Origin of the sequence: Corynebacterium sp. sy039, from assembly GCF_007904105.1 — a bacterium.
In the GTDB taxonomy this organism is placed as follows: Bacteria; Actinomycetota; Actinomycetes; order Mycobacteriales; family Mycobacteriaceae; genus Corynebacterium.
On the sequence record NZ_CP042325.1, the window covers coordinates 1,725,969 to 1,740,742 of the forward strand.

Genomic DNA, 14,774 nt, shown 5'->3' on the forward strand with positions numbered 1-14,774 from the left:
GTATAACTATTCAATCTTGTTATTCAGTTTTATTTAGTTGTCGTATCCCATTGTCTCATATTTTTCACTTCCCTACGCGAAAGCCCTGCGCATAAAAATGCACAGGGCTTGAAGAAAAAAGTTCAGTATTCGTTATGGTTTTACAGGTTAGGGAACCAAATGCCGATCTCACGCTCTGCAGACTCTGGAGAATCCGAACCATGCACCACGTTCTCTGCGACGCTGAGGGCAAAGTCTCCACGAATGGTACCAGGGGTTGCCTTAGCAACTGGATCAGTACCACCAGCTAGCTGACGCCACGCGTCGATCGCTCGCTCGCCTTCCACGATACCGGCGATCAGCGGAGCTGAAGTGATGAACTCAACCAACTCACCAAAGAATGGCTTATCAGCGTGTTCTGCATAGTGCTTCTCAGCAGTCTCACGATCTGCAACACGAAGATCGAGAGCCACAAGCGAAAGACCTTTGCGCTCAATACGAGAGATGATGTCGCCTACGTGTCCATTACGAACACCATCTGGTTTAATGAGGATCAATGTACGTTCAGTCATATAAGCGAACTTACCTTAGTTATCCCCATCGTGCAGTTTTCGCACACCACAAATAAAAAATAACCGATATTTTTCGCCTCATGCGGCAAGCACGATATTTTCGTGCGCCAACCTCTGCTGCCCGTGCTCAGCGATAGTCGCTGCACCTCTAGGAGCGAAACCAGTACCTCATGGGGATGCCCATCGCACTATGCATCATGGGTTTGGCTTGGGAGCTCTAGGGTTTTGTTCCTTGGCATCATGCGTGTTACGGATAACGCAATTAACCATTGTTAGTTTTTGTACTTTGGCCAGCGTCGACAAGCCTCATAAGGGCATAGCGAGTAGGCTTATCAATACTGCTCGCCAAAGCGGCACAATCTGTGGCACTGCAATGCTTGGCGGAATCTATTTAGCCAACGAGTCAGCACCACAGTGCGCTATAGCAATCGGGATAGCAGCAGTGGCGTTGATCTTCGGTTCCCTATTGAGCACCGCAACGAGATAACCACACTATTAAATGCCACTAACAGTAACTTTTCCTGCACTATCGACGCTCACCTTAGCAGCAAAAGCAGCCGCTAGGTTGATACGCTGCCAAGAACCACGCGGGCTTTGATCATCCAATGGTGAACCAGCAGGAGCCGCAGTTGCGCGTAGAATTTCAGCTCGCTGCTCATAGCTGAGCTCAGGATACTTGGCCAACAATAAATCAGGTGCAGCTTGTGGCACAATCATAGGCGCCTGCGTGTTATAGACTGGCGCAAAACCATAGTTCATGCGCTGTGTGTACTCGGCAACAGCGGCAGCAGTGCTGCGATATGCAGAATCACCAGCTATTACCTGTGCTAATGGTTTTCCAGCACGCCACTCTAATTCAGCACGCAATTCTGCCTTGGCTTGGTTGAGCGCATCACGCATACGTGGATCATTCCAGCGATCAGCAGCGGCAGCAGTACCAGTCATGCGACCACCAATAACATCGAGCGGATAGTGCACACCCATAACAGTACGATGATAACCAGCCTCAGAACCACGGGCGAGGATTTGTGGTGCCAACTCTGGCAACATTTGCGCAAGCAGAGTGGTAGTCCACGTGGCTTGGTTGGTATGACCAGAGGGGAAAGATTTAGAGGAAGCGTCGTAAAGCTCACGATCAGCTACTTCATAGCGGTGAATGCGCTCTGGAGCCACCACAAAAGGACGCTTATAACCATACAATTCTTTTTCTACAAAAGTAGAAGAAGCAAGCCCACCGGCACGGGCGAGATAACCATTGCCGAGCAAGAATGTTGTTTTAGGCAAACGATTCTCCGCAAGAGCCTGGCGGAAATAACCACCGAGTTCCCCACCGAGAGCATCCGAGAACGCAAGCAACACACCATCTTTATCCGCTAAGGCATCTTTTTGCGCCTGTGCAACAAGTTGTGGATTGCTTGCAGCTGCATTGTTATTAGCAACTGTGATGTCAAGATTTTGCGCCATGATTTCAGGGTGATGTGCGCGCAAATCATCAAAGCCGGCGATAACATCGGCATAAACACCAAAGCTATAAGAGCTGATGTCTGAGATATACCCCGCAAGATAATCAGGAGTAAAAGGTTGCGGCACTGGTGCTCCTGGATGTTGCACAGGGGCTGGGTAACCAGGCAACAATTGTGCACCTTGTAGTGCTGGAATATCTAGTGCTGATGCTGGTGCTGCTGGTAGCACAAGTGGAGTTGCCAATGTTAAAGTGGCTAGGGCTACACTGCCAAGGCGCTGAGCAAGAGCTTTTTTATGCACGTCAAACCTTTCTCCGCAAAACCTATGCCGTATCTGGATTGTTACGCCACGGTAATTCTCTACTGGTGTTTATCTCTTAGCTGATCCATCCTGTCAGACCTTTTGGAACCCTAATGGATAAATGTAAAAAGAAAATGAACTGTGGCTTAAGTTCTTAGGTACTACACATAATTCACCAGTGCCCCCATAGGCAGCGCCCATAAGCAATAGTGCTACATATGCTGTGTTGTTAATAAACCACGTTTCATCCGCTCAATAAGGTTTTTGCGCAAATAGAATAAATATGCCCATACAGCAATAAAAATGAAGGCAATAATAGCCACACTCGGGTGCACAAAAATACCGATAAGAGCAAAAACCTGGATAATGACGTCGGCAGCAATAGCCCAACGAGTAAATTGCAGAAAACTCAATATGAGCATTGCTGTTGCCACTACAGTGATATAGCCCCAATTCACTGGAGTCCAATGGATACCATTGTCCACACGCAAAATCACAGTGAGAATAAGGTAAAAACAGATGGACTCCATCATCATGGTGCCAGACATCACCCCACGCACACCTTTGAGCGGATCCTTTGCTGGCGCATGACCAGGGCCCAGTGGACCATATTCTACTTCTTCTGCTTCTGCTACTGACTGTGCTGTAGCTTTTTCCCTCATGCTGGTTCCTTTCCAAAAAGTGCTCGGGCTTGGCCAGCGGTCACAACCGAACCAGTGATAACAACTCCCGCCCCTGATTGCATATCTGTGTCTTCAGCAAGCGCGACAGCTAGCTCTACAGCACCAGGCAAATCCTCCGCCGTATGCACTCGTTCATCACCAAAAATTTCCTGCGCATATTCTGCTAGTTCTTCCGTGGATAATGCACGCGGTGAGGAATTAGTAGTAACCACAATCTCAGATACATGAGCCTCCAACTCCATGAGCACGCCACGTACATCTTTATCCGCCAAACAAGCAACAACCGCAATGAGCTTAGAAAACTCAAATTCACCAGATAATGCCTGCCCCAAAGCCCGCGCGCCATGAGGATTATGCGCTGCGTCAATAAACACAGTTGGTGCACTACGCACTCGTTCTAATCGCCCTGGCGACTGCACCGCAGCAAACCCCGCACGTACTGTGTCTATATCCAATTGGCGACCAGTTCCTGCCCCAAAAAACGCCTCAACAGCAGCCAAAGCTACAGCAGCATTATGTGCTTGATGTATTCCTGATAATGGTAAGAAAATATCAGGGTATTCTCCTCCCAAACCGCGGATAGTTACTTGCTGCCCGCCAACCGCCAGCTGCGCAGCTACCACACCAAACTCACTGCCTGCACGTGCCACAGCATTATCAGCTGCCACTGCTTGCTCCAGGATAATTCGCAAAGCAGCAGGATCTTGCTCAGCAACAATGGTGACGTTATCTGGAGGTGCTAAGAGATCGTCACTATTCCACCGCGACTTGATGATCCCAGCTTTTTCCTCAGCAATCTCAGTTATTGTCTCGCCAAGATAATCGGTGTGGTCAAGTCCAATGGGAGTTATCACAGACACATCAGCACTAATCACATTAGTGGCATCCCATCGACCCCCCATGCCTACTTCCACAACAGCAACGTCAACTGGCGCATCAGCAAAAGCAGTATAAGCCAAAGCAGTAAGTACCTCGAATTTGCTCATCCGTGGTCCGCCCTCAGCTTGGCTACGCTGGTCCACCATCTCTACATAGGGTTTTATTTCTTCCCAATGCCGCACATAATCGCTGGGATGGATTGGGGCGCCGTCGATAGCAATACGCTCAGTAACAAGCTGCAAATGTGGACTGGTAGTTCGCCCAGTACGACGATGAAAAGCACGCAACAGTGACTCAATCATGCGCACAGTGGAGGTTTTACCATTCGTCCCAGCCACATGAATACTTGGATACGCATTCTCTGGGTGTCCAAGCACATCAACAAGCATGGCAATACGATCCAAACTCGGATCTATCTTTTCCTCACTCCACCGCTGATTCAGCTCAGCTTCCACCGCAGCCAATGCTTGCAGATCTTCATCGGTTATCTCACGACGCTGCCCAGAGGAAAAATCCTGAGCATCATCACCAGCAGGTGTATCCTGAACCTGTTGTGTCCGACCAAGCGGTAGCGACAAACCAGACTCATTGAGCTCTAATTCACCAAGATCCAACCCAGCCTCATCAGAGAGCAATTGGGAAATATCTGCCAGAGAAGCAAAAGAATCCTCGCTAATAATATCCGAGCTATGCCCTAGCTCAGCAACGTGCTCTTGCTCAGAATGCTTCTTCTCAGACGGTATGCCCTCATGTGTATCACGCGTATCGCTCACTTAATTCAGCTCCTCCAACCGAGCGCTAATACGGGTGACTTCATCTTCGGCAACCTGGTGCCTATCCCGAATTTTTGCCACCACCGCCTCGGGCGCTTTCGCTAAGAAAGACTCATTATTCAATTTCTTCTGCGTTGTCTCTACCTCTTTTTGTGCAGCAAGCAAATCCTTTTCTAGCCGCTTACGTTCTGCTGCTTTATCAACAGTGCCAGAGGTATCAAGGCTTACCACTACCACAGAGTTGCTCAACGCCACCTCAATACTTGCGCTGGCAGCAAAATCTGCACCAGGTGCGTCGACCTTTGCCAAAGAACGAACCAGTTGTTCTTGCTCCGTCAAATCACACGCAGCGAAATCAACCTGTGCTGGCACCTTTTGTGAAGGCTTAACGCCCTGATCAGAACGGAATCGACGAATCTCAGTAACGAGCTTTTCGACGTCAGCAATACGCTGTGCAGCTCGTTCATCAATAGCCGCACCACCATTGCCATAACGCTCATCTGGCCACTGAGCATGGGTAAGAGTTTCTTCACCGCTGAGAGCTTTCCACAATACTTCCGTCACAAAAGGCATTGCTGGATGCAACAAGCGCAAAACCGTATTGAGCACATGCCCAAGAACAAGCTGCGTATTCTCCCCAACCTGTAGCTGCTTAGCATCAGCAGCACTAGCCTCGCGTGGAATCTGCACTTTGGCATACTCTACATACCAATCGCAGAACTCACCCCAAGTAAAACGATAGAGTGCTTCATTAGCCTTAGCGAATTGATAGCGATCATAATAATCATCAACTGCGCAGCGTAGGGTTTCTAATCGATCAAGAATCCATCGGTCAGCGTCGGTAAGCTCTTCTCTAGCAGGCAAGCTACCAATGTGCGCGCCATTCATCAAAGCAAATTTTGTGGCATTGAATAGCTTGGTTGCAAAATTACGCGAACTTTGTGCAGCATCCTCACCCACTGGTAAATCGACACCTGGATTCGCACCGCGTGCCAAGGTAAAACGCAGGGCGTCGGCGCCAAAGCGATCCACCCAATCCATTGGATCAATACCATTACCCAAGGACTTAGACATTTTGCGTCCATGTTCATCACGAACCAAACCATGCAAATATAAATCAGTAAAAGGTACTTGTGGGCGATCAGTCTCAGCGCTCGTACCTAATAATTCTGGGGTGCACTGTGCAGCAAAAGTACCAAACATCATCATGCGCGCCACCCAGAAAAAGAGGATGTCGTAAGCTGTTACCAGTACCGATACTGGATAGAACTTCGCTAACTCTGGTGTTTTTTCTGGCCAGCCCATCGTCGAAAATGGCCAGAGTGCTGACGAGAACCACGTATCGAGCACATCAGGATCTTGTTCATAACCTGCCGGTGGTTGCTCATCGGGTCCCACGCAAACAATATCGCGCTGACCATCAGCATCCTCTGGACCATACCAAATAGGAATGCGATGCCCCCACCACAATTGGCGAGAAATACACCAATCGTGCATATCATCAACCCACTCAAAATAACGAGCTTCAAGAGCGCTAGGGTGCACTTTTGTATCCCCACTGCGCACAGCTTCACCCGCCATTTTGGCTAGTTCTTCCACTTTGACAAACCACTGCAAGGATAGTCGTGGCTCAATTGCTTCACCAGAGCGTTCAGAATGTCCGACAGAATGAACATAAGGACGTACCTCTTTTACAATGCGCCCCTGCTTGGCGAGTGCTTCTCGGATTTTCACTCGCGCCTCATAACGATCCATGCCGTCGAACTCAGTACCAGTATCAGCAATATGTCCAGTTGCGTCCATAATGGTCGGCATATCCAAACCATGTCGCATACCGAGCGCATAGTCATTAGGGTCATGCGCTGGAGTAATTTTCACCGCACCAGTACCAAACTCGGGATCAACATAATCATCTGCGACGATAATCAAAGAACGCTCAGGTAAAAATGGGTGCGGCAAACTCGTACCCACCAGATCCTTGTAGCGTTCATCCTCAGGGTGTACCGCAACAGCAACATCACCAAGCATGGTTTCCACTCGCGTCGTTGCCACAATCACATGAGGCTCACTGTCTTTAAGTGAACCATAACGGATAGAAACCAACTCGCCTTCGACGTCCTTATAGGTCACTTCAATATCAGACACTGCCGTCTCTAAAATTGGTGACCAATTCACAAGGCGATGTGCCTGGTAAATCATGCCTTTGTCATACATCGCCTTAAAAATTGTCTGTACCGCGCGCGAGAGTCCTTCGTCGAGAGTAAAGCGCTGTTTAGACCAATCAACGGAATCACCGATGGCACGCATCTGCTGGTCAATAGTGCCACCATATTTTTCTTTCCACTCCCACACCTTGTGGATAAATTCCTCGCGCCCATAATCCCAACGGCTCTTGCCTTCAGTTTCTTTGAGCATTCCCTCTACTTTGGTTTGGGTCGCAATACCTGCGTGATCCATACCAGGCAGCCACAACACCTCATAACCTTGCATACGCTTACGCCGTGCAATGCTATCCATGAGAGTGTGGTCAAGCGCATGCCCCATATGCAATTGACCAGTAACATTTGGCGGCGGCAATACAATGGAAAAAGCTAGTTTGGTGCTATGCGGATCAGCCTCAAAATATCCAGCTTTTACCCACGATTCATAAAGTTCGCTTTCGACGGCCTTAGGGTCCCATTGACGAGGTAATTTATCTGCGCGGTTGTTATTCATCACGGCAAACCATATTACCCTGTCTTGTTGGTCAGGCGGTATTTATCTTTAGGTGGTCGTCGTGAGTTATTCAGATCATTCTGTGTACTATTTTTAAGCAAGAAAACACCCCTTAGCTGCAAAGCACCCCCAAAGGTATGTAAAAATATGCGCTGTTTCGGATAGCAAGACAATGAGTTAAAAACTTTCGGTACATTTATCTCTTGTATCTTCTTGTAGAGGCTGCTGACGCTTCGTGCACGAGGGCGCCAAAAATTTAGTAACCAGCAATAGTAAAAGAGACAATAATGAACAACTCTGACTCCCTTTCACAAGCATTGACAGATGATGTCCTTGATATTGCTATGGTTGCCTTTGCTCAATCTGGTTATGCCGACACTCGTCTTGACTCAATCGCTAAAGAATCTGGCATGACAAAGCGCATGATTCACTACCACTTTGGGGATAAGAAAGGGCTCTATCACAGCTGTCTCATTCACGCCATCGAGTTATTACGCCCCTCAGCTGAGGAAATTCAGAATGACTCGGGTATTGCAGCAGAGGGAATCCGCATTATTGTCGAGGCTATCTTCCGTTGCTACATCCAAAATCCACACGCAGTTCGGCTCTTACTGATTGAAAATCTGCACCACCCTGATGCAGTGGAAGACACAAAGCTACTCGACGACCAATCCGCAGTTATCCTCGAACTCGATAAAATACTCATGCAAGGACAAGACTCTGGAGCATTCCGACCAGGTATTTCTGCTCAGGATATTTTTGCGCTCATCGTCTCTTTGGCTATTTTCCGAATTTCGCATCGGTCAATCACCTTAAATCTTTATGATATTGACCTTGCTGACGACGCTAATACGCAAGGACTCACACGTATGGCAACCGACGCAGTGCTAGCATTTTTAACCTCTCCCATTAAAGCCACCGATGAGGTGAGCTACCTCGGCAGCAGCGATAATGCCACAAATGCTAACTACAACAATGGTTATCTCAATTTCGGCATTGATGGCGATCTATAAACCGCCACCCCACGCTAGGATTTATCGCTAGGCAGTTTTTTCTGCGCCAGCTTCAATGATACGGAGCTCCTCTTCGCCCCGAATCGACGCCGCAGTAACCACAATTTCTGCAATATCTTCCCGATCAGGAATGTCATACATAATCGGCACCAATGTTTCTTCCATTATTGCTCGCAATCCACGAGCACCAGTGCCACGTTCCACCGCTTGACCAGCAATTTCTAACAGTGCATCCTCGCTAAAACGCAATGCCACACCATCCATCTCAAAAAGACGTTGGTATTGTTTCACCAAGGAGTTCTTCGGCTCAGTCAGCACTCGCACTAAGGATTGGCGATCAAGATTATCCACGGCAGCAACAATGGGCAAGCGACCAATGAACTCAGGGATAAGACCAAACTTCACCAGGTCTTCAGGCTGCACCTCACGGAATATATGTGTATTTTCCCGTTCTTCTTTGGTGGTAATTTCAGCGCCGAACCCTAACCCTTTTTTGCCTTTACGATCCTCAATAACCTTCTCTAAGCCAGCAAACGCACCTGCGACGATGAACAAGATATTTGTGGTATCAAGCTGGATAAAGTCTTGATTGGGGTGCTTGCGCCCGCCTTGAGGTGGAATGGACGCGACAGTTCCTTCCAGTATTTTCAGTAAGGCTTGCTGTACGCCCTCACCAGAAACATCACGAGTAATCGATGGGTTTTCTGATTTCCGCGAGATTTTATCAACTTCATCAATATAGATAATGCCACGTTGTGCCCGCTCAACATCATGATCTGCGGCAAGAAGAAGTTTCAGCAAGATATTTTCCACGTCTTCACCAACATAGCCAGCTTCAGTTAATGAGGTAGCGTCGGCAATAGCAAAAGGCACATCAAGCAAACGCGCTAAGGTTTGAGCTAAATAGGTTTTTCCCGACCCTGTTGGACCGAGTAAAAGGATGTTTGATTTTTGGAGCTCGGTTTGCTCCTCTTGCCCTGAACGAGCACTAATGCTGCTCGCTTCGTCGGCACGAACACGCTTGTAATGATTGTAGACTGCCACCGCAAGGGTGCGCTTTGCCTCATCCTGCCCAATAACGTATTTATCTAGAAATGCCGCAATCTCAGAGGGACGTGGGAGTTTTGCCGCAGCTTCCTGCGCCGGAGCGTTTTCTTTCCCTAGTTCTTCTTCGATGATCTCATTACATAGCTCAATACATTCATCGCAAATATATACGCCGCCACCAGCGATAAGTTTTTTCACTTGTTTTTGGCTCTTGCCACAAAATGAGCATTTGAGCAGATCAGCACTTTCTTGCATACGCGACATTGTAGAGGTGCCAGTCACTTTCTTTTGCTAATGTTTTTCCCGGTCTTACCCACTCTAGTCTTTTCTATGTATAAAACGCTGCACGACGCTTATCAATGCACGTTAATCTTCTGAAATACACAGAAAAATGAATACACCTCAGTTTTCCCGAGGTGTATTCTAAGGGTTTTCCGGGGTGTTGAACCGGTCTTTTAGCCGTTGAGCTTGCGGTAATCAAAAATTTGATCGACGATGCCATATTCTACTGCTTCTTGGGCGGTAAGAATTTTATCGCGATCAGTGTCAATGCGAATCTGCTCTGCACTACGACCAGTATGACGTGCAAGAGTTTGCTCCATGAGTGTACGCATACGCTCAATTTCTCGCGCTTGAATCTCCAAATCAGATACTTGTCCGCGCGCCCCCTCAGTAGCAGGCTGATGTATCAGCACACGAGAGTTTGGCAATACTGCACGCTTTCCTGGAGCACCAGCAGCAAGCAATACCGCAGCAGCTGATGCTGCTTGGCCAAGACATACAGTACGCACATCTGGACGCACATATTGCATAGTGTCATAGATTGCCATGAGAGATGTAAAGGAACCACCAGGTGAATTGATATACATGGTGATGTCACGATCAGGATCGAGTCCTTCAAGAACGAGTAGCTGTGCCATGATGTCGTTGGCAGAAGTATCATCTACCTGCACACCAAGGAAGATAATGCGCTCCTCGAATAATTTGGCATAAGGATTGGTTTCTTTTGTGCCATAAGCTGATTGCTCAATAAAAGATGGCAATACATAACGTGAGCTAGGCATCTGCATAGCGTTGTTCATAGTGGAATTCTCCTTGATATGTTCTGTAGATACTAATTAGCTATTGATCCCTGAGCGGAAGTAATCACATGATCGACAAGACCATATTCTTTTGCCTGCTCAGCGGTAAACCAACGATCTCTGTCAGAATCTTTTGTAATTTGTTCCACACTCTGACCAGTATGCTCTGCGATTAGCTCTGCCATAACTTTCTTAGTCTGCGCAAATTGCTCAGCCTGAATCGCAATATCCGCAGCAGTACCACCCACACCTGCCGAGGGCTGGTGCATCATAATGCGCGCATTGGGCAGCGCAAAGCGCTTACCTTTGGTACCACCAGAGAGGAGGAATTGCCCCATTGATGCAGCAAGACCCATGCCATAAGTAGCAATATCGCATGGCGAGTATTTCATGGTGTCATAAATTGCCATACCAGCAGTAACAGAGCCACCTGGGGAGTTAATGTAAAGAGAAATATCGCGATGAGGGTCTTCTGCAGAAAGCAAAAGAATCTGCGCGCATAGCTTATTAGCTATCTCATCATTGACTTCTGTTCCCAAGAAGATAATACGATCACGCAACAGGCGATCAAAAACAGAATCACCTACAGCTGGATTTTGGTTCATGGTGTCTCCTTAAATTTTTATAAAAATGCTTAATGCAAGCAATGAGATTAACAATACCAACGCTCTCGACCAAACAAGTCCTTGTTCGCTCACAGCGTTGATGAGTCACTGCTGGCGGTATAGTCAGTCGGTACAGACCAGCGATAGACAAAAGAGTTATACGCAAAGCACAAAGACCTACCCGCCACCTGGCACGTAGGTCTTCGTAGAGTGTAACGCTCACGTATAAAACTTATTCTGCAGCGTCATTCTCTTTGGATTCCGCCTCTGCTTCAGTTTCCTCACCGAAGTAGATATTAGGGTCGATTGTGTTACCCTCATCATCTGTCACAGATGCGCGGGTAAGTACGGCAGCCATTGCCTTACCACGACGAACATCAGCAAAAAGCTGAGCGATCTGACCTGATTGCTGCAACTGCGCCACAAACTGGTTTGGATCCATGCCATAAGAGCGTGCAGTAAAGAGAATGTGGTCAGTAAGCTCCTCTTGGGATACCTCTGGCTGTTCTTGTTCCGCAACAACATCAAGGAATAGCTGGTTACGAACTGACTCAGCAGCTGCCTCACGCGCCTGAGCCTCGAACTCTTCACGAGTAGTGCCCTGCGCCTCAAGGAGGGAATTCACTGCCTCGTCGTCGTGAGCAAGTTGTCCCATAACCTGATGCAACTGGGCATGAGCCTGCTCCTCGACGATTGCCTCAGGCAACTCGAAACTCGTTTGAGCAAGTGCAGCTTTGAGGACTTCGTCGCGAATAGCTGCAGCCTGAGCAGCCTTAGCCTGCTCTGCAACTCGAGAGCTCACTGACTCACGTAGCTGCTCCACAGTGTCAAACTCAGACGCAGTCTGAACGAACTCTTCATCAAGCTCAGGAAGCTTGCGTTCCTTAGTTTGCTGCACATGAACAGTCAATGTCGCCTTCTTACCAGCGTGTTCACCATCTTTAATCGTGGTAGTGAACTCAGCAGACTCACCAGTCTTAAGACCACGAAGTGCAGTATCTAGACCATCAAGCAAGGAACCATCGCCAACACGGTAAGAAAGCCCCTCTGCCTTGGTGTCTTCAACAGTTTCGCCTTCAACATCAGCAGCTGAAAGATCAATGATGGCATAGTCATCAGTCTTGAGCTTACGACGAGTATCTTTAAGCTCAGCAAAGCGCTCACGCAAACGATCAATCTCTGCGTCCACAGCCTCTTCATCAGTCTTGAGTGCCGGAACAGTCACAGAAATCTGAGAGAAATCAGGAACGGTAATCTCTGGGCGAACATCTACCTCAGCAACGAACTCAACAAGCTCACCATCTTCAATCTTGGTAACGTCGATGGTTGGCTGTGCAAGCACCACAAGCTCGTTTTCCTCAACAGCCTGCTGGTAACGAGATGGGAGCATATCGTTGACAACTTGCTCCAATACAGGACCGCGACCCACGCGAGCGTCGATAAGCTGACGTGGTGCCTTGCCTTTACGGAAACCAGGAATGGTAATCTGCTGGGCAATAGCACGGTATGCTTGATCTACTTCGCCTTGCAATTCCTCGAAAGGCACTTCAACGGTGAGCTTAACGCGGGTATCGCTCAGCTTCTCGACGGAACTCTTCAACGGAGTCACTCTCCTGTGTGTAATAGAAAAATATGAACCTAAATAAAACTATCACCCTCACCCAAAAAATACTTGGATGAGGGTGATAGTTTTTGGTCGGGACGACAGGATTTGAACCTGCGACCCCCTGCTCCCAAAGCAGGTGCGCTACCAAACTGCGCCACGTCCCGGCATACATCAACACTAATGATTATTAGCTTATAGAGCTACAACACAATAGTGCGCGGTACGGATTAAGACTATAACTCATAACAACGTAAAAAAGCTAATCGCCAGTATAAGCCCCTAAATACCGCAGCAGAACGATACGAAAACAATGGGACAAAGACACACTCAAACAACTCAACTATGACTACTTCTTCTCAGTGTGCAATGCCATTATCAGGGCAATTAACAGGCATTTTGTTTCTTAGGAATCTCGTACAGTACCATAAGCTGCAGTGTGTAACTCTTTACTCACTGGGGCTATGGCGCAGTTGGTAGCGCATCACACTGGCAGTGTGGGGGTCACGGGTTCGAATCCCGTTAGCTCCACGTATGTACTCATGCACTCAGCTTTTGCAAGGTTTGAGCACGAACCAAACCTCTCAGGTTACGCGTTTTACCTAGTCGGATACGCAAACCGAGAGGTTTTCTTTTCCTGATAGCAGGTGAGATTAGGGGTCACACCCCATCCAATACGGCAGGTGAATCACCAAGACCATAAAGAGAAAACACGTGTTGTGAGCATTGGCGGGAAAACATAAAAGATAGCAGTTTCCCTCAAGGACTCATACTCTGCGAGCGAGACAATGACGACTGGTTCATGGCCTCCATAATCCACCTCTACGCATAAGAATCAAAGTACCTATAGACTGATTGATACCTCAAGAGAAAACCATAATCCCCCACTTTATAAAGACGAGAAGACAACATGACAAAGCAGAATATCCTTCTTGCCATCGAAGCTATGTCTGAGTTGGATGAAATGGCCTCAGCTGCAACAAAATATGGCTATAGCCTACGCGTTTTGGCGGAAAATCCGAATCACTATGGCGATACCTGCGCAGAAATAGTTAAGTTCCCCACTCGAGATCGCGCACAACTCGAAAATTATGTGAAAGAGAATCAGTCAAGCATTGCCCAAGTCTTTAGCGTTACAGATACTTGGGGCGTTATCGCATCCACAATGCGAGATTCCTTTGGATACTATCAATTCAGCGATACCTCAAAGTTAAAGTTTTTTAGAGACAAGGAGTCAGTTCAACAAAAACTAATTTCTTCCGGTCTGGCATCCACGTCGCAAGACTGGCCAAAGATTATCAAACCACGCGGCGGTACCGGAAAAATTGGAATTCATCTCGTTGAATCCGAGGCAGAGATGTCCGCATTTTCTTCAGAGGCAGAACTACATCTCGAGGATTACCTCGAGCAAGATTTTTACTTCGGCCCTACCTATTCTGCTGAGGTGTGGCGTGATGGATCATCAGAGATATTATTTGGCATTACAAATCGCATTCTGTCCCAACCACCGTTTTTTACAGAACGCGTGAAGTCGTTTCCGTGGGACGCTTTCTCTCCTTGGGAAAAAGATGTAGAAAATTGGGTTTTCGATATATTGAGAGCTCTCGACTATGACCTCGGTTTAGCTCACATAGAGTTCATCGAAACAGCTACGGGGTTTGAGCTGGTTGAAATAAATGCTCGAATGGCAGGAGCACTCATCACACCTGGAATACTCAAGACAACAAATTTTAACCCTTATGCAATGGCAGTTAATCAGGCACTAGGCGCACCACTCGACTCCCCCACTCACCGGGAAATAAAAGGTGGATTCTCACACGTAAGCCTGTACGCTTCACAAACTGGAACCCTAGATTCTGTGCAAGGAATTGAGAACATCAAGCGTTACCCCGGAAACCCAGAATGGTTCCCCTTACGAAACCAAGGAGATATTATCACTGAGGTGGGCACCTACCGATCGAGAATCGGGAACCTGTGTGCAACAGCCAAAACAGCTTCCCTAGCTCAAGATAGAGCAATTTGTGCAGCGCAGTCGATTAAGATGACCATTCTTGCGTAA

General features: G+C 47.7%; 12 protein-coding genes and 2 tRNA genes. 4 read left to right on the plus strand and 10 right to left on the minus strand.

The genetic code is table 11. The features are described 5' to 3' along the window. Positions 1-140: 140 nt before the first annotated feature. Positions 141-551 carry a nucleoside-diphosphate kinase gene (gene ndk, locus FQV43_RS07775; protein WP_144273351.1) on the minus strand — a complete coding sequence of 137 codons (411 nt, stop codon included), beginning with the start codon at positions 549-551 and terminating at the stop codon, positions 141-143. A gap of 244 nt (positions 552-795) precedes the next feature. On the opposite strand from ndk, the gene FQV43_RS07780 reads away from it, so the two are divergent. Then, on the plus strand, positions 796-1,038 hold the full coding sequence (locus FQV43_RS07780) for a hypothetical protein (protein WP_146339856.1): 243 nt from the start codon (positions 796-798) through the stop codon (positions 1,036-1,038). An 8-nt stretch (positions 1,039-1,046) separates the two neighbouring features. Here the strand turns inward: FQV43_RS07780 and FQV43_RS07785 are convergent, their stop codons facing one another. The 4 genes from FQV43_RS07785 to FQV43_RS07800 all read right to left on the minus strand — a co-directional run bounded on the left by FQV43_RS07785 (position 1,047) and on the right by FQV43_RS07800 (position 7,365). Continuing rightward, positions 1,047-2,315 carry a phosphatase PAP2 family protein gene (locus tag FQV43_RS07785; RefSeq protein WP_185967148.1) on the minus strand — a complete coding sequence of 423 codons (1,269 nt, stop codon included), beginning with the start codon at positions 2,313-2,315 and terminating at the stop codon, positions 1,047-1,049. Positions 2,316-2,527: 212 nt separating this feature from the next. Beyond that, complete coding sequence (locus tag FQV43_RS07790) at positions 2,528-2,977, minus strand: DUF4233 domain-containing protein (RefSeq protein WP_144273353.1); 450 nt, start codon at positions 2,975-2,977, stop codon at positions 2,528-2,530. Then, complete coding sequence (locus FQV43_RS07795; RefSeq protein WP_210415267.1) at positions 2,974-4,512, minus strand: folylpolyglutamate synthase/dihydrofolate synthase family protein; 1,539 nt, start codon at positions 4,510-4,512, stop codon at positions 2,974-2,976. Before FQV43_RS07795 ends, FQV43_RS07790 begins: the two co-directional genes overlap by 4 nt. A 138-nt stretch (positions 4,513-4,650) precedes the next feature. Continuing rightward, positions 4,651-7,365, minus strand: a complete 2,715-nt coding sequence (locus tag FQV43_RS07800; RefSeq protein ID WP_146340492.1) for a valine--tRNA ligase — start codon at positions 7,363-7,365, stop codon at positions 4,651-4,653. 287 nt (positions 7,366-7,652) lie between these two features. Here FQV43_RS07800 and FQV43_RS07805 point away from each other — a divergent pair, with 287 nt between their 5' ends. Beyond that, a complete protein-coding gene (locus FQV43_RS07805; RefSeq protein ID WP_144273354.1) occupies positions 7,653-8,378 on the plus strand; it encodes a TetR family transcriptional regulator in 726 nt (241 codons plus the stop codon). Positions 8,379-8,405: 27 nt separating this feature from the next. Here FQV43_RS07805 and clpX read toward each other — a convergent pair whose 3' ends face one another. The 5 genes from clpX to FQV43_RS07830 all read right to left on the minus strand — a co-directional run bounded on the left by clpX (position 8,406) and on the right by FQV43_RS07830 (position 12,882). Next, positions 8,406-9,689 carry an ATP-dependent Clp protease ATP-binding subunit ClpX gene (gene clpX / locus FQV43_RS07810; protein ID WP_144273474.1) on the minus strand — a complete coding sequence of 428 codons (1,284 nt, stop codon included), beginning with the start codon at positions 9,687-9,689 and terminating at the stop codon, positions 8,406-8,408. A 191-nt stretch (positions 9,690-9,880) separates the two neighbouring features. Continuing rightward, complete coding sequence (locus FQV43_RS07815; protein WP_144273355.1) at positions 9,881-10,507, minus strand: ATP-dependent Clp protease proteolytic subunit; 627 nt, start codon at positions 10,505-10,507, stop codon at positions 9,881-9,883. 32 nt (positions 10,508-10,539) lie between these two features. After that, positions 10,540-11,112: an ATP-dependent Clp protease proteolytic subunit gene (locus FQV43_RS07820; RefSeq protein ID WP_144273356.1), complete on the minus strand. Its 573-nt coding sequence runs from the start codon at positions 11,110-11,112 to the stop codon at positions 10,540-10,542. Positions 11,113-11,344: 232 nt separating this feature from the next. Then, on the minus strand, positions 11,345-12,712 hold the full coding sequence (gene tig / locus FQV43_RS07825) for a trigger factor (RefSeq protein WP_144273475.1): 1,368 nt from the start codon (positions 12,710-12,712) through the stop codon (positions 11,345-11,347). 93 nt (positions 12,713-12,805) lie between these two features. Then, a tRNA-Pro gene (locus tag FQV43_RS07830) sits at positions 12,806-12,882 on the minus strand. A 291-nt stretch (positions 12,883-13,173) separates the two neighbouring features. Between FQV43_RS07830 and FQV43_RS07835 the strand changes: the two genes are divergently transcribed. Together FQV43_RS07835 and FQV43_RS07840 are read left to right on the plus strand one after the other, a co-directional pair. Further along, a tRNA-Ala gene (locus tag FQV43_RS07835) sits at positions 13,174-13,246 on the plus strand. 379 nt (positions 13,247-13,625) lie between these two features. Further along, positions 13,626-14,774 carry a hypothetical protein gene (locus tag FQV43_RS07840; protein WP_146339858.1) on the plus strand — a complete coding sequence of 383 codons (1,149 nt, stop codon included), beginning with the start codon at positions 13,626-13,628 and terminating at the stop codon, positions 14,772-14,774.